The following is a 17781-nucleotide window of genomic DNA, read 5'->3' on the forward strand; positions in this document are numbered from 1 at the left end:
GGGTGAAAGCAGGACATAAGCCGGGTTCTGTTCTCCCTTCCGGGGAAGGGGGGTGGTCATCTATCTGGGATCGCCGTTACCGACGACCTCGAGCGGCACGTTGTTGGCGGAACGGGGCTGATGGCCAACCGTCGTTCCTGGGCCTTGCTCCCGGCCGGGGTTTACCGAGCCAGCACCTCTCGATGCTGCTGGTGCGCTCTTACCGCACCTTTGCACCCTTGCCTGTGCCGGCGAGCCGGCCATCGGCGGTGTGTTTCTGTGGCACTCTCCTCACGGTCACCCGCACTGGGCGTTACCCAGCAAGCCTGGCCATCGGGGAGCCCGGACTTTCCTCAACCGAGCCCATCGCCCCGTGGGACGACGCCTCGATCGCGACCACCTCGCCTGCTTTCAAACCCCATAATGGCCACTGAGGGGCTGTAGCTCAGCCGGATAGAGCGACGGTTTCCTAAACCGTAGGTCGTGGGTTCGAGTCCCGCCAGCCCCGTAGTCGACACTACATTTGGTGGGGTGGCCAGAACGCACACCCCCGCTAGCGTTGCGCCAGTGAACCCGGTGCCATGACCCAGCTTCACGATCTGCGGCTGAGGCTCCTTGTTCAGCAGGAAAGCGAGCGCATCGCCGACTCCCAGCCCACCGATCTCGATCTCTCTGTGGTGCAGGCCCGGTGCCTTTGCTGGTTGGCCCTGCTGGCCGAAGCGCACGAAGACCAGGCCAGCGATGCCGAGCGCCGTGGCGACACCGAGCAGGCGATGGGCTGGTTTGCCGATTCCATGCGCCTCCGCGATGTGATTCAGGTGGTGAGTTCGATCGAAATCCCCCTCCCGGGTGCTGCCGATGACAGTGCCGATGGTTCTGATCCAGAGGGCGGAGATCAGGGTTTTTCGGGGGATTTTTCGGGAGAACCGCCCCTGGCAGCATGATCAGGTGCCATAGTGGGAATTGATCTAGAGGGTCTGCGGTGCCTGAAGAGCCCTGTCAATGCCCTGACTGCCAACGCTTCTACCGGGAGCACGACCGTCTGATCCGTGAATGCCCCACCCTGCGTCAGCAGCAGGAGCTCAGCTGGGCCGCGCTGCAGGCGTTCCGTACCCTTTCGGGTCGTGTGCTGGAAGATCTGCAGAAGCAGCACGGCGCCCGCAGCTCCGAGGCCCAAGCCCACGCCACCCCCGTGGGCGGCACTGAGGAGCCGGCCGATGCGATTCAGCAGGCAATGGCCGATCTGGAAAACATCAATGCCCATCTCTTTTCGATCGAGGCCTTGATGGAGCGCATCTTTGATGTGCGCGTGCCCGACGATATTGAGCAGAAGTTCCGTGAGCTGGCCGGTGAGCTCGCCCCTGATCCACTCAATGCCGATCGGTTGCGCCTCAACCGCTTGCTCCATCAGACCCCCGACCTGCCCGATCGCGGCTGATCCTCAGAAATTAGCCCTCTCACTGAGGCGGGCGATCATCCCTTCTTCATCGGCGGGCACCACCTGAATCTCCAGACCGGGGATCCAGCTGAGAGCATCGCCCAGTTCCTGCTTGAGGGCTCCATCGTGTTCGCCGATGCCCCCCGTGAGCGCGAGCACGTCGACGCCGCCCAGACTTGCGGCCATGGCGCCAACTTCCTGTAGCAACCGGTGGCGGAACACCGCCAGCGCCAGTGTGGCACCGGCATGGCCAGCGGCAGCCTGCTCACGGATCTCCCGCATGTCGCCGCTCAGCCCCGAGAGGCCCTTGAGGCCGGCCTGCTTCTGCAGCAGCTCCGCCAGTTGCGCTTCGCTGAAGCCTTCCCGCATCAACTCCAGCAGCACACCGGGGTCGACGCTGCCGCTGCGGGTGGCCATCACCAGCCCCTCCAGCGGCGTGTAGCCCATGGTGGTGTCGATGCAGCGGCCGCCATGCACCGCCGCCAACGACGCCCCCGCCCCGAGATGGGCGCTGATCAGGCGCAGCTGACTGGGATCGCGGCCCTGGGCCTGCCACTGCGCGGCCACGGTTTCCGCCACGTGCTGGTGGTTGAGGCCATGAAAGCCGAAGCGGCGCAGCCCCCGAGCCCGCAGCTCTGCCGGCAGCGCGTAGGTGCGGGCCGCTTCCGGCAGGGTGCTGTGGAAGGCGGTGTCGAAACAGGCCCACTGCGGCAGCTCCGGCGCCCAGGCCCGGGCCCAGGCGATGCCCGTTAGGGCCGGTGGATTGTGCAGCGGTGCCAGCGGGATCAGCGATTGAAGCTCTTGCTCCACCGCCGCATCGATCCGGGTGGGAGCGATGAAACGCTCACCGCCGTGCACCACCCGGTGGCCGATGCGCACCAGCGCCTGGCGATGCTCAGCCAGGGCCGGCGCCAGCCAGTCGTGCAGCACGGTGTGGAGCTCTTCCCCGGGAGCCAGGCTGCGCCCCTGGTGCCAGCAGGCCACCCCACCCGGTTCGAGCAGGGCGGCCTTGAGGCTGGAGCTGCCCAGGTTGATCACCAGGGTGAGCGGAGCCATCAGCGCACGTCGCAGGTGATCTCCACGTTCAGGGGCTGCACGTTCCAGATCGACTCGCAATACTCCCGGATCGAGCGATCGGAGGAGAAGAAGCCGGTGCGGGCCGTGTTCAGCAGCGACATCCGGTTCCAGTGCTGGCGATCATGCCAGGCACGGCTCACCGCGTCCTGGGCGCGCAGGTAATCGGCGAAATCCGCCATCACGAAGAAGGGATCGCTGCCGGTGAGGTTGTCGAGCAACGGCCGGAACAGGTCGCTGTCGCCATTGCTGAAGTGGCCGATCTCCACCAGCCGGATCGCTTCGGCGAGCTCGGGCAGCGACTGGATCACCTCCCAGGGGCGGTAGCCGCTGCGCTTGAGGGCGCCGATCTCCTCCACCGTTTTGCCGAACAGGAAGAAGTTCTCACCGCCCACCCGCTCGCGGATCTCCACATTGGCGCCATCGAGGGTGCCGATGGTGAGCGCCCCGTTCATGGCGAACTTCATGTTGCCCGTGCCGGAGGCCTCCTTGCCGGCGGTGGAGATCTGCTCAGACAGGTCGGAGGCGGGATACACCTGCTCACCCAGCTTCACGTTGTAGTCGGGCAGGAACACCACCCGCAGGCGGCCATCCATGTCGGGGTCGGCATTCACCGTTTCGGCGATGCCGTTGATGAAACGGATGATCAGCTTCGCCATGTAATAGCCCGGGGCAGCCTTGCCGCCGAAGATCACCGTGCGCGGTGCCATGCCATCGGCCTGGCCGTTCTTGATCCGCAGGTACTGGGTGATCACCTGCAGGGCATTGAGATGCTGGCGCTTGTATTCGTGGATGCGCTTCACCTGCACATCGAACAGGCTGGCGGGATCCACCAGCACGCCGGTGTGGCGGTGGATATAACCCGACAGTTTGCGCTTCACCGACAACTTGGTGGCGCCCCAGTGCTCGAGGAAGCCGGAATCGTGTTGGCGCTCCTCCAGCCGGCGCAGCTGCTCCATGTCGGTGATCCAACCCTCGCCGATGTGCTCATCGAGCAGGCTGGCCAGCTCGGGGTTCGATAAGGCCACCCAGCGGCGGGGCGTGACGCCGTTGGTGACGTTGGTGAACTTCTCCGGCCAGAGCTCGGCGAATTCCGGCAGCAGCTGGCTCTTCACCAGGTCGGAGTGGAGGGCGGCCACGCCGTTGACGTGATGGGCGCCGATCGTGGCCAGGTGGGCCATGCGCACCGCCTTGCCCCCCTCTTCATCAATGATGGACAGCTTGCGCTGGATCGCATCGTTGCCCGGGTAGCGCAGACGCACCTGCTGCAGGAAGCGGCGGTTGATCTCGTAGATCAGCTCCAGGTGGCGGGGCAGCAGATCGGCGAACAAGCCCAGATCCCACTTCTCCAGGGCTTCTGGCAGCAGGGTGTGGTTGGTGTAGGCCACCGAGCGGCTGGTGATGTCCCAGGCCTTGTCCCACTCCAGGTGGCGATCGTCGATCAGCAGCCGCATCAGCTCGGCCACGGCGATCGCCGGGTGGGTGTCGTTGAGCTGAACAGTCCAGTAGTTGGGGAAGTCCTCCACGGCCAGGCCGCGGTGGTCGAGGCTGCGCAGCATGTCCTGCAGCGAGCAGCTCACGAAGAAGTGCTGCTGCTTCAGGCGCAGGCGGCGGCCCTCATCGGTGCCGTCGTTTGGATAGAGCACCTTGGAGAGGGTTTCGCTGCCCACCTTCTCCTCAACAGCGCCGTAGTAATCGCCGATGTTGAAGGCATAGAAGTCGAAGCTCTCGGTGGCATCGGCGCGCCAGAGCCGCAGCCGATCGCAGGTGTTCACCCGGTAGCCCAACACAGGCACGTCGTGGGGCACACCGATGGCATGCTCGGCTGGGATCCAGCGGGAGCGGTAATTGCCCTTGTCGTCGATGTAGCTCTCGGTGCGGCCGCCGAAACCCACGAAGCAGGCCTCATCCGGCTGGGGCAGTTCCCAGGGCCAGCCCCCTTTGAGCCACTTGTCAGTGACCTCCACCTGCCAGCCATCGCGGATCAGCTGATCGAAGATGCCGAACTCGTAGCGGATGCCGTAACCGGTGGCGGGCACCTGCAGGCTGGCCAGCGATTCCATGTAGCAAGCGGCGAGGCGACCGAGGCCGCCGTTGCCGAGGCCGGGCTCCTCCTCAACTTCGAGGATCTGCTGCAGCGACTCGATGCCGAAGCGCTTCAGTGCTTCCTCCGCCGCCTGCTGCATGCCCAGGTTGAGCAGGTTGTTGTTGAGCTGCGGACCGATTAGGAACTCCGCCGACAGGTAGGCGACGCTGCGCTGCGGCTGGGCCCGGATCGCCTCCAGGCTCGCGAGGTACCGGGTCATCAGGCGATCCCGCACCGCGTAGCTCAGGGCCATGTAGAGGTCATGGCGGCTGGCGGTGGGGGCCAGCTTGCCGAGCGTGAAGAAGAGGTGCTCGGTCATGCCGTCAAAGACGGCGTCGGCCTCCAGGCCAGCCCGTTCAGGGTCGGCATAACAGCCGGGGGTGGGCAGGCGCAGGTCGAGGCGTTGGGAGGGAGTGCTGCTCATGGAGTGGGGAAGGGTGAGTCAGGAACGCTTGTGAGAAAGCCGATGGGCCGGTGTGTTGCTCGGGCTCAGGCCTTGCAGGAGCCGTGGCCGAGGCTCCAGCGCCAGTTGTTGATTTCCGGTGCATCGGTGCCGTGCTCGTAGGCGTAGGCGCGGTGCTTCTGGATCTCGTCCTTCATCTGCTCCTTCACATGGGCGGCGCGGGAGCCGAGCTTCTCCACCCGATCGATCACATCGATCACCAGGTCGTAGCGGTCGATCTGATTGCTGATCGCCAGCTCGAGCGGTGTGTTGATGTTCCCCTTCTCCTTGTAACCACGCACATGGAAGTTGTTGTGGTTGGGGCGGTTGTAGGTGAGGCGGTGGATCAGCCAGGGATAGCCGTGGAAGTTGAAGATCACCGGCTTATCGGGGGTGAACAGGCTGGCGAAATCCACATCGCTGAGGCCGTGGGGGTGATCCTTGGGGTTGGAGAGGGCGAACAGCTTCACCACATTCACGTAGCGGATCTTGATGTAGGGAATCCGCTCCCGCATGATCTCGATCGCCGCCAGGCACTCCTTGGTGGGGATGTCGCCCGCGGAGGCCAGCACCACATCCGGGTCATCGGGTTCGGCGCCGCAATTGTCGTTGCAGGCCCATTCCCAGATGCCCGCACCCTTGGCCACATGGCGGCGCGCTTCATCGAGGGTCAGATATTGCAGGTGCTTCTGCTTGTCCGACACGATGATGTTCGCCACATTGGTTTCGGTGAGCGCTCGTTCGGCCACCGCCAGCAGGCTGTTGGCATCGGCCGGCAGATACACCCGGGTGATGCTGCCCTTCTTGTTGCCGGCCAGATCGATGAAACCGGGATCCTGATGCGTGAAGCCGTTGTGGTCCTGACGCCACACGGTGGAGGAGATCAGGCAGTTCCAGGGGCCGATCGGGGCGCGCCAGGCGATCTCTTCGCAGTGCTCCAGCCACTTGCAGTGCTGGTTGTACATCGAGGCCACCACATGGGCGAAGGCCTCGTAGGTGTGGAAGAAGCCGTTCCGCCCGGTGAGCAGATAGCCATCCATCATCCCCACCAGGGTGTGCTCGGAGAGCATCTCCACCACGGCTCCATCGCGGGAGAGCTCGCTGCCGTTGAGGTCTTCCGGCAGGAAGTCGGCCATCCAGGCTTTCTTGGTGGCGCCATACACGGCCTGCAGACGGTTGGAGGCGGTTTCGTCGGGGCCGAAGAGGCGATACCCACCGGGGTTGAGGCTGATCAGGTCGCGGATCAGTTCGCCCAGGGGATAGGTGTTCTCCTTTTCGGTGGTGCCAGGACTCGTGACCGGCACCTCGTAGTTGCGGAGATCTGGGAAGAAGAGATCTTTGCGCAGGACACCGCCGTTGGTGTGGGGGTTGGAGCCCATGCGGCGATCACCTTTCGGGGAAAGGGCGCGGATCTCCTCGCGCACGGCGCCGTTGTCATCGAAGAGTTCCCAGGGGCGGTAGCTCTTCATCCAGTCTTCGAGCAGGCGCAGGTGGCTCTCGTTGCTCTTCACATCCGCCACCGGCACCTGGTGGGAGCGCCAGAAGTTCTCGATTTTCTTGCCGTCGATCTCCTGGGGGCCGGTCCAGCCCTTGGGGGAGCGCAGCACGATCATCGGCCAGCGGGGGCGGAAGGCTTCACCACTGCTGCGGGCCTGGTCGCGGATCGCCCGGATCTCCAGCACCGCCTGCTCCATCGCCACCGCCATCTGGCGGTGCATGGTCATCGGGTCGGAACCCTCCACCACGATCGGGCTCCAGCCGTAGCCCTTCAGCAGGCTGTCGAGTTCCTCGTGGGGGATGCGGCTGAGGATGGTCGGGTTGGCGATCTTGTAGCCGTTGAGGTGCAGCACCGGCAGCACGGCACCGTCTTTCACCGGGTTGATGAACTTGTTGATGTGCCAGCTGGTGGCGAGGGGGCCGGTTTCGGCTTCACCGTCGCCGACGCAGGCGATCGTGATCAGCTCCGGGTTATCAAACACCGAGCCACAGGCGTGGGAGAGCACATAACCAAGCTCGCCGCCTTCATGGATCGAACCGGGCATTTCGGCGGTGCAGTGGCTGCCGATGTGCCCTGGGAAGGAGAACATCTTGAAAAACTTCTTCAGCCCCGCCTCATCGAGTGATTTGTCGGGGTAGCGCTCGGTGTAGCTGCCATCGATGTACACCGGGCCGCGGGCGCCGGGGGCGCCGTGGCCGGGGCCCGACATGTAAATCATGTCGAGGTCGTATTTGTTGATCAGCCGGTTGGCGTGGGTCCAGATGAACGCTTGGCCGGGGCTGGATCCCCAGTGGCCGAGCAGACGATTCTTGATGTGCTCCGGTTGCAGCGGTTCGCGCAGCAGCGGGTTGTCCTGCAGGTAGATCATGCCCACGGCCAGATAGTTGGCCGTGCGCCAGTAGGCATCCAGGCGCTGGAGTTCCTCATCCATCGGCGCCTGCACGTTCTGGGCGGCGGCCTGATAAGGCGTGGTGGTCATGATCCTGTCCATCCAGGGGTCAGTACGCGGAAGGTAGCCATGGCCTCCGGGCCTGGTCGTCATCAACGGCACATCGACACCGTGCGGTGGCCCACGTCAGCGGCTCAGCGGGAGCATCAATGGGCAGCGTTTGCCTTTAAGGTCCCCCAAACTTCGGACCGACCCGGCATGGTTCTCCCCCTGGAGCTGGCCCAGCTGCCCGAGATCCTCACCCAGCTCAGCAGTCACGATCTGGAGGTGGCCGAGACCCTGATCGGGGTGATCCGCTTCCTGCTGATCTTCGTGGCGGCGCGCACGATGGCGGAAGTGCTGGTGCGGCTGCAGTTGCCCACCATCCTCGGTGAGCTCCTGGCTGGCGTGATCATCGGCGCCTCCGGCCTGCATCTGCTGGTGCCTCCCGACACCCAGGCCCAGCTCAGCCAGAGCTTTGTGTCGCTGATCAGCGGCTTGGCGGCGATCCCGCCCGACACGATCCCGGAGATCTACAACGAAACCTTCCCGTCGTTGCAGGCGGTGGCGACGCTCGGTCTGTACGCGCTGCTGTTCCTCACCGGGCTGGAAAGCGAACTGGATGAACTGGTGGCGGTGGGCGGTCAGGCCTTCACCGTGGCCGTGGCCGGTGTGGTGCTTCCCTTCGCCCTCGGCACCTTCGGCCTGATGAGCCTCTTCCACGTGGAGCTGATCCCGGCGATCTTCGCCGGAGCGTCCATGACGGCCACCAGCATCGGCATTACCGCCAGCGTGTTCGGGGAGCTCGGTTACCTGAAAACGCGCGAGGGGCAGATTGTGATCGGCGCTGCCGTTCTCGACGACATTCTTGGCATTGTGATCCTGGCTGTGGTGGTGTCGCTGGCCACCGGCGGTTCCCTGGCGATTGCCCCGATCGTGAAATTGGTGGCTGCGGCGATCGTGTTTGTGGTGGCGGCGATCGGCCTCAGCCGCACCGCGGCACCTGCCTTCGACTGGCTGATCGACAAGCTCAAGGCGCCGGGGGAAGTGCTGGTGGCCTCCTTCGTGATCCTGTCGTTCAGCTGCTTTGCGGCCACGGCGATCGGCCTGGAGGCGGCCCTCGGCGCCTTTGCCGCTGGCCTGATCCTCAGCGGCTCCAAGCACAACCACGCCATTCAGCAGGCGGTGCTGCCGATCGTGACCCTGTTCGCCACGATCTTCTTCGTGCTTGTGGGTGCGGGCATGGATCTTTCGGTGATCAACCCGCTCGATCCGGCCAGCCGCTCCGCCCTCGTGGTGGCCGGTTTCCTGCTGGTGATCGCGATCGTCGGCAAGATCGCATCGGGTTGGGCTTTCCTCAGCGACAAGCCCACGCGCCGCCTGGTGGTGGGTCTGGGCATGATGCCCCGGGGTGAAGTGGGTCTGATCTTCCTCGGCCTGGGCACCAGTGCCGGCCTGCTCTCGCCCTCGCTGGAGGCGGCGATTCTGCTGATGGTGATCGGCACCACCTTCCTGGCTCCGATCCTGCTGCGCCTGGTGATCGGTGGCGACAAACCCGACGATGGCGACAGCGTTGATGAGGCGGTGGCGGCCGATCCGGTTGGCTTAATCTGATTGATTACGCCTTCTGGGATCAGCCCTGCTCTCGCCGTGCCAACAGCAGAAACAGGCTCCAGCCCACCGTGATCAGGGCCAGGCTGGAGCCCCAGCCCGGCCCGAGCGTCCAGCTGAGCAGAAGCTGCAGCACCAGTCCCACGGCGAGGGCCAGCAGCAGGCTGCTGATCACCAGGGCGACCTGCTGGCCACCGCGGCTGAGGGGACCCTGGGCCAGGCTTTCCTCAAGGCGCTGGAGCGGGCCGCTGAGGGGGATGTAAAGCGCCAGCGCCCAGAAGAGGCCGCCGCGCAGCATGGCGGGATCCACCAGGGGGCCGAGGCCGCCGCTCCATTCGTTCACGATCCGCGCATCACCAGGGCTGCCTAGCATCGCCAGCCCTGTGGGCGATTGCGGTGACCCTTGCTCCAGATGCTGCTCCGACCCGCCAGGTCGAGCCCTGGCGCTTCCGCGGCCATGCCGTGCATAGCCTCAGTTGCGGTCCCAGTGCCTCCAGTGCTGATCAAGGCCAGCCGGCCTTGCTGCTGGTGCATGGCTTCGGAGCCTCCACCGAGCACTGGCGCCACAACATCCCCGTGCTCAGCCGCAGCCATGAGGTGCATGCCATCGATCTGCTCGGCTTCGGCTGCAGTGCCAAGCCGGCGGAGCTCGCCTATGGCGGTGTCCTCTGGCGCGATCAGCTGGTGGCCTACGTGCAGGAGCGGATCGGCCGCCCCACGGTGATCGCCGGCAACTCCCTCGGTGGCTTCGCGGCCCTGGCTGCCGGTGCTGCCCTCGGCCCCGAGGCCGCCGGCGTGGTGCTGCTCAATGCGGCCGGACCGTTCAGCGACGAGCAGCAACCCGCCAAGGGCTGGGGCGCGATCGCCCGCCAGACGATCGGTGCGGCCCTGCTCAAGAGTCCACTGCTGCAGCGACTGCTGTTTGAGAACCTGCGCCGTCCGGCCACGATCCGCCGCACCCTCAACCAGGTGTACATCGATCGCACCAACGTCGATGACGCCCTGGTGGAAGCGATCCGACGCCCTTCGCTGGATCCGGGCGCTTTCGGGGTCTTCCGCACCGTGTTCGACATCCCCCGCGGTCAGCCCCTCGATGAGCTGTTCGCGGTGTTGCAGGCTCCGCTGCTGTTGCTCTGGGGCATCCGCGATCCCTGGATCAATGCCGCCGGTCGGCGTGCCAGTTTCCAGCGCCATGCCCCGGCAGCCACCACGGAGGTGGTGCTGGAGGCGGGCCATTGCCCCCACGATGAGGTGCCGGATCAGGTGAATGCGGCCCTGCTCGACTGGTTGGCGAGCCTGCCGCCGCGGCAGGCATGTCGGCCAGAACACCGGTGATTCATGGTCGCGGCGGTACCTTCCCGCCAACCTGGATCCAACGGATCAATGGCCATGACGCTCACGCAGCAGTCCGCGCCCTACGCCCATTGGGAGTATGTGCACCCCGAATCGGGTGATCGCCTCAGGATCGTGCCCGAGCGGGGCGGCCTGGTGAGTGAGTGGCGCTGCGATGGTCGCGAGGTGCTCTATTTCGACCAGGAGCGTTATGCCGACCCCAGCAAAAGCATCCGGGGCGGCATCCCAGTGCTGTTCCCGATCTGCGGCAATCTCCCCGGCGATGTGCTGCCCCTGGCCAGTGGGGAGTTCACCCTCAAGCAGCACGGGTTTGCCCGCGACCTGCCCTGGCAGCTGCAGCTGCTCGAGGATCAGAGCGGTGTGCGCCTCAGCCTTCACGACAACGAGGCGACCCGGACGGCCTATCCCTTCCCGTTTCTGGTGGTGATGGAGGTGCGACCCGTGCCCCAGGCCCTCGAGATCAGCGTCACGATCCGCCATCAGAGTGATGATCACCAGGGCAAGGAGCCCAAAAGCGACGCGGCTGCCGAAGCGATGCCCTTCAGCTTCGGCCTCCATCCCTATTTCAACGTCACCGACCTGAGTCGCACCCACCTGGAAGGGCTGGCGCCGGTGTGCCTCAATCATCTGGAGATGGCTGAAGCCGACACCGCCTCCCAGCTGGCCCGTCTGCCCGAGGGTGTGGACTTTCTTACCCGCCCCGCCGGCCCGGTGACCCTGGAGGATGATGTCGCCGGCACCCGGTTGCAGCTGCAACATCTCGATCCGATGGATCTCACCGTGGTGTGGACCGAGCCACCGCGGCCGATGGTCTGCCTCGAGCCCTGGACCGGGCCGCGGCAGGCGCTGATCAGCGGCGATCGCAAGCTTGAGCTCGCTCCCGGTGAGAGCCGCACGCTCGGCTGCCGTTACGTGATCAGCTGAGGGGATACGGCGTCGCCACCCCCGGCAGGCGACCGCGGCTCAGTTGCTGGAGCGGATCAAATTCCCGTTTCAGCGCCTCGATCAGGGGGCGGGCGGGGGCATCGAGCCAAGCCGGTAGGGCCGCGCCGGGATCGGCCGGCTCCGGCTGCACCAGCACCGTGAGCTGGCCGCCCAGCAGGTTTACCCGTTGCCGCAAGGCCTGCACCGCATACCCAGGCGTCCTTGGGGCATCGGCTGCGTTGGTGCTTTCTTGCCAGAGGTCGCCGCTGCCGGCCCCCGCCGCCAGCTCGCCCCGCCAGCCCTGGAGGCTGGACAGCTCCCGGCTGGCGAGCAGGTCGGCGACCCGGGCCGGCGGCAGGGCCAGACGCAGGAGCCAGGCGCAGGAGTCTGTGGGGGCAGCTGGGGTTGGCAGGGGACTGCCCCAGGAGTGTCGTTCCGCGCTCAGTTTGTGGTGCGCGGCGAGTGACTCGAGGCGGCTCAGCTGCGCCTCCAACGCCGCATCACTGACGCTGGCGATTCCCACCTGGATGCTCCAGGCGTGCGCTGTCGGGCCGGTGCAGGGGGCGGAGCATGGGTCGCCCTGCCAGTTGATCCATTCCGGGGTAAGCGTGCTGGCCCCCACCTCGGCGCGCCAGGCCTCCAGAGCCTGGAGCTCGCCTGCTACCCGCAGTTGGGCTCGGGCTGGCCGGATCGGCTGGGTGCGCAGGGTGAGGCTGTGGATCAGGGCGAGGCTGCCCCAGCTGCCGCAGAGCAGGCGCATCAGGTCGTAGCCAGCCACATTCTTGACGACGCGGCCGCCTGCCTGGGCGCTGATGCCATCGCTGCGGATGAGACCGATGCCGATGATCTGGTCGCGCACCCCCAGGTGCCGCTGGCGGAGGCCACCGCTGAGGCCCCGCGCCACCAACCCACCGATGCTGCCGGCGGAGCGACCGGGTTCCGGCAGGAGTGGCTCAGGCGTGCTGCCCCAGGGCCAGTCGATCGGCAGCCACTGGTTGTGCACCGCCAGGGCCGCCTGGAGCTCGGCCAGGGGTAGACCCGCCTCCACGGTCACGGTGAGATCGTCGACGGCGTGGTGGAGGATCCGCTTGAGTTGCCTGGTGCTCAGGCGCGGGTGGGCGCTGCCATCGGCGGCTGGTTGCAGGGGTGCGCCCCAGTGCAGTCGGGTGCCGAGTCCACAGGGCACCCAGGGGTGGCCGTCCTGGTGCAAACCGCGCACGGTGTCCTGCAGTTCACCCAGGCCGTCGGGTGCGATCAGCTCGTGATGGCGCGGTGACGCGGTGATGGCAGCAGAGGCTCGGAGGCCATGATCGTGCCATGACCATCGTGGTGATCGACGACGACCCCACCGGCTCCCAGACGGTGCACACCTGTCCGTTGTTGCTGCGCTGGGATCTGGACACGTTGCGCCGGGGCCTGCGCCATCCCTCCCCGTTGCTGTTTGTGCTCGCCAACACGCGGGCCCTTGCGCCGGCAGCCGCTGCAGCCCGCAATCGTGAGATTGCCAGCGCCCTGGTGGCGGCCCTGGCGGCGGAGGCGATTCCGCCTGAAGCGGTGCAGCTGGTGAGTCGGGGTGACTCCACCCTGCGCGGCCATGGTGTGCTCGAACCCCAGGTGCTGGCGGAGGTCTGGCAGGCCGAGGTCGGCCCGGTGGATGCCACCTTGCACGTGCCCGCCTTCCTGCCGGGGGGGCGCACCACGGTGGGCGGAGTCCATTTGTTGCACGGCGAGCCGGTGCACCGGTCGGCCTTTGCCCAGGACCGCGTCTTTGGCTACAGCACCAGCGATCTGGCTGCCTGGTTGGAGGAGAAGAGCGCTGGTGCGATTGCCGCCGCGTCTGTGGCCAGATTGAATCTGGAGCTGCTGGATCGGGCAGACCGGGCTGGCTCTGAGGCGCTGGTCGGCTGGTTGGCAGCTCTCGACGGCAACCGACCGGTGGTGGTGGATGCAGAGCGGCCCGAGCAGCTTGCGGCCCTTGGCGCGGCGGTGGAAGCACTCAGGGGGCGCAAGCGCTTTCTGTTCCGTTCCGCCGCCAGTCTGCTGAATGGCTTGGTGGAGGGGGCAGGGCGGCCCCTCGGGCCTCAACCTCTCGATGCCGCCAGCCTGGCATCCCTGCGTCGTCGTGGGGCCACAGGCCAGGCGCTGCCAGGGCTCGTGTTGGTGGGGTCTCATGTGCCTCTGGCGGATCAGCAGCTGGCGGTGCTGCTGGCGGAGGAGCGTTGCGTGGGCCTGGAGCTGCCGGTGGCCCGGATCGCCCGGGTGCTGGAGGGGGGCAGCGCCGATCTGTTGCTGGCGGATCTGGAACGGGAGTGGTTGGCGCGGTTGCGACAGCTGCTGGCGGCCGGGCGCACGCCGGTGTTGTTCACCAGTCGGGGTGAGTTGAGTTTCGGGATCGATGCTGCTGCCATGGAACGACGCCTGGCCTTCGGGATGGAGCTGGCCCGGTTGATGGCTCGCCTGGTACGCGGCCTGCTGCGCGGTGGCGTGCGCGGCGTGGCTGGCTCGGATGCGCAGGCGGCGCCAGCGTTGGGCTACCTGATCAGCAAAGGCGGAATCACCACCGGCACTGTGCTGGCGGAGGGGCTGGGGCTGGAGGCGGTGCAGCTGGAGGGCCAGCTCTTGCCTGGCTTGTCGCTGGTGAGGTCCCTGGGTGATGGTTCTGATGCTGTGGTTGGGCTGCCGATCCTCACCTTCCCAGGCAACCTCGGCGACCCGAGCACCCTGGCGGAGGCTTGGCATTGGATGGAGTGGGGTGGGGCGGGGAATGCTTGAGGCAAAGGCTGCGGCTCGGTTGTCTTCGAGCCCCCTCGACTCAACGCCATGTCGTCTCCCAGCAAGCATCAAGCTCGCAATTTTCAAGCCCTGAACCTTCAAGCTCGAACGGGGCCTGAATCCGCTCGATCAAAGGCTTCTCCCGACTGTCTCGAGTTCGACAGTGTCGAGTCCGACAATCTCCAGCCCGACAGTGTCCATGGGTATGACGCATTGTCATACCTACGGACAGCCGAGGCATCGACAAGACCCTCCTCAACATCAGCCGCACCAGGCCCTGCGCCGCTGGATCCTGTGGTGAGTGTGCGCGTCAGAACCACCACGTTGGCAGAGCTGGAGTGGCTCAAGCGCCGTCTTGGCATGAATCGGAGCAACTGCATTCGGATGGCTGTTGAGCACTACCTCGCCGCCCATCGCCTGGAGTCTGTGGCCGGCGAGCAGTCGCGACTGATTCAGGAGTTGGAGGGGTGGCCAGCTGTGGAGACAGACCTCTGCAGTGGCGACATCGTGCGTTTGGCCACGCCGCTTCGGATCAACCGCTCCCAGACGAGCGACCTGGCCGTGGTGTTGCAGGCCAGCCCCTGGGTGGGCACCCATCCCACCCTCAGTGTTTGCCCCATGGACACCACCAGAACGATATGAGCAGCCGACCCCCATGACCGATCTCCCCTTCCCTTTTTTCCTGATGTTGGATCGTGTGAGTTGGGTGGATCGTCAGGCGGTGCTGAGGCGGCACGGCCGTCTCAGCGATCAGGCGATGCTGCGTCTGCGCTCTGCACTGATGCGCTGGTTCGCTTGTTCCCCTGGGGGGCAGTCGCTCTGAGGCGCTGACAACCCGGTAGATCGGGCCAGCAGTTGCATCGGATGCAGGACCTCCGGACCATCGACCTCCAGGTGGCGGCGCAGTTGCAGGCTGCAGCCGATGTTGGCGCTCGCGATCACGCTGGCACCGGTGCCGCTCAGGTCTTGTGCCTTGATCTGGCCGAGTTCGGCCGCCTCGGCTGGCTGCACCAGGTTGTAGATGCCGGCGCTACCGCAACACACGCCCACTTCGGTGGCCTCGCGCAGCTCCAGCTCCGGAATCGCCCGCAGCAGCTGGCGAGGCTGGGCGGTGATGCCCTGGCCGTGGATCATGTGGCAAGCATCGTGATAAGCCACTGCGATCGGCAGCGGTTGGAGGGAGCGGCGGAATGCGTCTGAGAGGCCCCGGGCCGCCAGGAATTCATGCACATCCAACACGGGGTAGGGAAAGCCGCTTTGCCCCTCGTTCAGCAGCTCGCCGTAGGCCTTCATGGTGTGACCACAGCCGGAGGCCGCCACCAACACCGCATCGAGGCCCTCGACTCCCGCGGCCGTAGAGAAGCTGCGAACTAGCTCGCTGGCCAGTTCCCGCGTCTGTTCGAGCTGCCCCTGGTGGTGGCTCACGGCACCGCAGCAGCCCTGATCCGCAGGGATCACCACCTCGAATCCGTTCGCCTGGAGCACCGCCACGGTGGCCTGATTCACATCCGGATCGAAGCAGCGCTGCACGCAGCCGAGCACCAGTCCCACCCGGCCGCGGCGTTCGCCCCGGGCCGGATTCAGCAGGGGAAAGCGATCCCTGAACCCCTCCGCTGCCAGGGGGGGCAACAGCGCCTCCATGGCCTCCAGCTGGGGTCCGAGCCAGCGGGGCAGGCCGGCGCGGCGGGCCAGGGTTTGGAGGGGTCCTCCTGCGTAGGCGCGCAGGGGGGTGAGCAGGGCGCGCAGCCGTTTGGGGTAGGGGAGCACCGCCAGCAGCAGCTGGCGGAAGCTCTGCTGCCAGGGAGAGCGCAGCTCGTCTGTGTTCAGCTTTGGCCGGGTCGCCTCGATCAGCTGGTCGTAGCGCACCCCGGAGGGGCAGGCGCTGACGCAGGCGAAGCAGCCCAGACAACTGTCGAAATGGGACGCCACGGTGGCATCGAGGCTCAGCTCGCCCGCTTCGATCGCCTTGAGGGTGTGGATGCGCCCCCTTGGTGAATCCATCTCCGTGCCCAACACCCGATAGCTGGCGCAGGTGGGGAGGCAGAAGCCGCAATGGATGCAGGGGTCGGTGGGGTCAGCGATCGCCATGGCGCCATTGTGAAGGGCTGATCCGGATTCCGGCTTGCTGCAGTCGGCGTTTGAGTGTGGCGTCGTTGCGTTCCCGAAGGCTGTTGACAACAGGAGAATGCCCATAGCCGTGCAGCGTGGTCTGGGGATTGCGCGTGAGGGGAGCTCGCAGCCAGTTCACGATCAGGGCATGGCGCACGATGGGGCTGCGATTGCTGCTGGAGGCGTGCAAGGTCCAGGGCGTGTGAACCGTGGCGTCGCCGAAGGCCATCGGTGCCGCCATGGTGGGGGACCTTCCCGGCAGGCCGATGGGCGTACTGACAGCGGCCTGGGGTTGATGCAGAAGGCAATGGCGATGGCTGCCAGCCATGAACTTGAGAGGGCTGTTCATGGCATCCATTGCCTGCAGCGGGATCCACACCGACAGGGCCTCCAAGCTGTCGCTGGCGATGAAACGAGCGTCCTGATGCCAGGCGGTGCCGGGCTCCCCGGGGTTTCGGCTGTACAGGGTGACCGCCAGCAGCTCCAGCGGCTCTCCCTTGAGGTCGCAGGCGCGATCCAAGCGCTCCAGGAGGCTGGGGGTTCGCAGCAGCCGGTCCAGGGCAGGCAGATCATCCTGTAGAAACCAGAGGTGTTCACCGCTCTGTCGCCAGATGGCAGCGGAGTCGATGATCCGAGGGATGAGCTCGCGCAGTTGGAGGCGTGTCGACGGATCGAGAAATCCCGGAATGAAAACGAAACCGTCTCGGTTGAAGCGGGCTTCAGCCAGTTGCATGGCTCAGCAGATACAGCTTGAGCATCCAGTCGTTGGGGGAGTTTGCCGTCGGCATCAGTTTGAAGTGACTGAAGCCGATTCGGTGGCTCGGTTGGTGATGGTGTTGCCAGTGGACCTGGCGCTCCAGACTGCGCTCCAGGGCTCCTGTGGGCAACCAGGGGCTCACTTGAGCAATCAGGCGATCGACGGCTGGATCGGGCCAGGCACTGCCCTGTTGCAGCCGTCCGGCAGGGAACAGTTCAAAGCCGAGATGGCTCAGGCCATCGTTTCCCCAGTCGAAGGTGGCCGACCAGGACAGGTCGTCGCAGGCCAGCAGATGGTTCAGTTCGGGATCCTCGAGCGCGGGATGACGTCCCCGGAGCCAGGCGGTCTGGCCGGCACCGGTGAGGTTCAGGCGCCAGCGGCCCTCGCGGTGGGCGGGGCGATCCGGGAACAGGCCTAGATGGCTGATTACAACATTTTCCCCAGGCAGGGTCCTGGGCCAGGGTCGTGACTCGATCGTCCCGTGGGCATTCGGCTCTTGTGGCACCAGTTCGTTGCGCAGGCTCTGCAGGGCCTGCACGGTGTGGGTCTGGTGGTTCATCAGCCGTAGGAACAGTCCTGGTGGCCCTTGGAAGGGCTGGTCGAACTCCAGCCATGGATCCCGCAAACTGCCGCGGCCTCTGCTGAGGGCCCGATCCAGGGCCTGCAGAAGGGGTGACCAGGCGTCCCACCCCCGGCGCGCGCTGGGGTGAGGAACCGGTAGGGAGAGATCCGCTGGCGCGTCGGGATTGTTCAGTGGAATCTCGAGCAGCGCCACCGCTCCGATCGGCGGGGTGGGGCTTCGCATCACCC

At 66.0% G+C, this 17781-nt stretch carries 15 protein-coding genes, 1 tRNA gene and 1 other RNA gene; 8 read left to right on the plus strand and 9 right to left on the minus strand.

Annotated features, from left to right (window positions below; genetic code table 11):
• An RNA gene (gene rnpB / locus SynWH8101_RS00815) (RNase P RNA component class A) lies at positions 1-392 on the minus strand.
• A 21-nt stretch (positions 393-413) separates the two neighbouring features.
• On the opposite strand from rnpB, the gene SynWH8101_RS00820 reads away from it, so the two are divergent.
• From SynWH8101_RS00820 to SynWH8101_RS00830, 3 genes are all read left to right on the plus strand, one after another.
• Positions 414-487, plus strand: a tRNA-Arg gene (locus SynWH8101_RS00820).
• 73 nt (positions 488-560) lie between these two features.
• Positions 561-923, plus strand: coding sequence for a hypothetical protein (locus SynWH8101_RS00825; RefSeq protein WP_130128177.1), 363 nt, complete (start codon positions 561-563; stop codon positions 921-923).
• Positions 924-961: 38 nt separating this feature from the next.
• Positions 962-1417: a hypothetical protein gene (locus SynWH8101_RS00830; RefSeq protein ID WP_130128178.1), complete on the plus strand. Its 456-nt coding sequence runs from the start codon at positions 962-964 to the stop codon at positions 1415-1417.
• A gap of 3 nt (positions 1418-1420) precedes the next feature.
• On the opposite strand, the gene SynWH8101_RS00835 is transcribed toward SynWH8101_RS00830, so the two are convergent.
• The 3 genes from SynWH8101_RS00835 to SynWH8101_RS00845 form a co-directional block, all read right to left on the minus strand.
• Complete coding sequence (locus SynWH8101_RS00835) at positions 1421-2473, minus strand: acetate/propionate family kinase (RefSeq protein ID WP_130128179.1); 1053 nt, start codon at positions 2471-2473, stop codon at positions 1421-1423.
• A complete protein-coding gene (locus SynWH8101_RS00840) occupies positions 2473-5001 on the minus strand; it encodes a glycogen/starch/alpha-glucan phosphorylase (protein ID WP_130128180.1) in 2529 nt (842 codons plus the stop codon). Before SynWH8101_RS00840 ends, SynWH8101_RS00835 begins: the two co-directional genes overlap by 1 nt.
• Positions 5002-5066: 65 nt before the next feature.
• Positions 5067-7496 carry a phosphoketolase gene (locus SynWH8101_RS00845; RefSeq protein WP_130128181.1) on the minus strand — a complete coding sequence of 810 codons (2430 nt, stop codon included), beginning with the start codon at positions 7494-7496 and terminating at the stop codon, positions 5067-5069.
• Positions 7497-7664: 168 nt separating this feature from the next.
• Between SynWH8101_RS00845 and SynWH8101_RS00850 the strand changes: the two genes are divergently transcribed.
• Positions 7665-9059, plus strand: a complete 1395-nt coding sequence (locus tag SynWH8101_RS00850; RefSeq protein ID WP_130128182.1) for a cation:proton antiporter — start codon at positions 7665-7667, stop codon at positions 9057-9059.
• A gap of 19 nt (positions 9060-9078) precedes the next feature.
• Here the strand turns inward: SynWH8101_RS00850 and SynWH8101_RS00855 are convergent, their stop codons facing one another.
• Positions 9079-9429 carry a hypothetical protein gene (locus SynWH8101_RS00855; RefSeq protein ID WP_130128183.1) on the minus strand — a complete coding sequence of 117 codons (351 nt, stop codon included), beginning with the start codon at positions 9427-9429 and terminating at the stop codon, positions 9079-9081.
• 23 nt (positions 9430-9452) lie between these two features.
• Here SynWH8101_RS00855 and SynWH8101_RS00860 point away from each other — a divergent pair, with 23 nt between their 5' ends.
• A complete protein-coding gene (locus SynWH8101_RS00860; RefSeq protein WP_130128184.1) occupies positions 9453-10391 on the plus strand; it encodes an alpha/beta fold hydrolase in 939 nt (312 codons plus the stop codon).
• A gap of 48 nt (positions 10392-10439) precedes the next feature.
• The gene (locus SynWH8101_RS00865; RefSeq protein ID WP_130128185.1) at positions 10440-11333 is read left to right on the plus strand and encodes a galactose mutarotase; all 894 of its coding nucleotides are present in this window, start codon (positions 10440-10442) and stop codon (positions 11331-11333) included.
• Here SynWH8101_RS00865 and SynWH8101_RS00870 read toward each other — a convergent pair.
• Entirely contained in the window at positions 11326-12591 is a 1266-nt protein-coding gene (locus tag SynWH8101_RS00870) for an FAD-binding oxidoreductase (protein ID WP_130130275.1), read from the minus strand. The genes SynWH8101_RS00865 and SynWH8101_RS00870 overlap by 8 nt on opposite strands.
• Positions 12592-12650: 59 nt before the next feature.
• Between SynWH8101_RS00870 and SynWH8101_RS00875 the strand changes: the two genes are divergently transcribed.
• Positions 12651-14105 carry a four-carbon acid sugar kinase family protein gene (locus SynWH8101_RS00875; RefSeq protein ID WP_130128186.1) on the plus strand — a complete coding sequence of 485 codons (1455 nt, stop codon included), beginning with the start codon at positions 12651-12653 and terminating at the stop codon, positions 14103-14105.
• Between the two features lie 297 nt (positions 14106-14402).
• Complete coding sequence (locus SynWH8101_RS00880) at positions 14403-14747, plus strand: hypothetical protein (RefSeq protein WP_217350137.1); 345 nt, start codon at positions 14403-14405, stop codon at positions 14745-14747.
• Positions 14748-14855: 108 nt separating this feature from the next.
• Here the strand turns inward: SynWH8101_RS00880 and SynWH8101_RS00885 are convergent, their stop codons facing one another.
• Genes SynWH8101_RS00885 through SynWH8101_RS00895 form a run of 3 tightly spaced genes read right to left on the minus strand, consistent with a single transcriptional unit; the run spans position 14856 to position 17776 of the window.
• Positions 14856-16193, minus strand: coding sequence for a (Fe-S)-binding protein (locus SynWH8101_RS00885; RefSeq protein WP_130128188.1), 1338 nt, complete (start codon positions 16191-16193; stop codon positions 14856-14858).
• Positions 16180-16947, minus strand: a complete 768-nt coding sequence (locus SynWH8101_RS00890) for a phytanoyl-CoA dioxygenase family protein (RefSeq protein WP_130128189.1) — start codon at positions 16945-16947, stop codon at positions 16180-16182. Before SynWH8101_RS00890 ends, SynWH8101_RS00885 begins: the two co-directional genes overlap by 14 nt.
• A complete protein-coding gene (locus tag SynWH8101_RS00895; protein ID WP_130128190.1) occupies positions 16934-17776 on the minus strand; it encodes a hypothetical protein in 843 nt (280 codons plus the stop codon). Before SynWH8101_RS00895 ends, SynWH8101_RS00890 begins: the two co-directional genes overlap by 14 nt.
• Between the last annotated feature and the right edge of the window lie 5 nt (positions 17777-17781).

The sequence above is a fragment of the Synechococcus sp. WH 8101 genome (genome assembly GCF_004209775.1).
GTDB lineage: Bacteria > Cyanobacteriota > Cyanobacteriia > PCC-6307 > Cyanobiaceae > Synechococcus_C.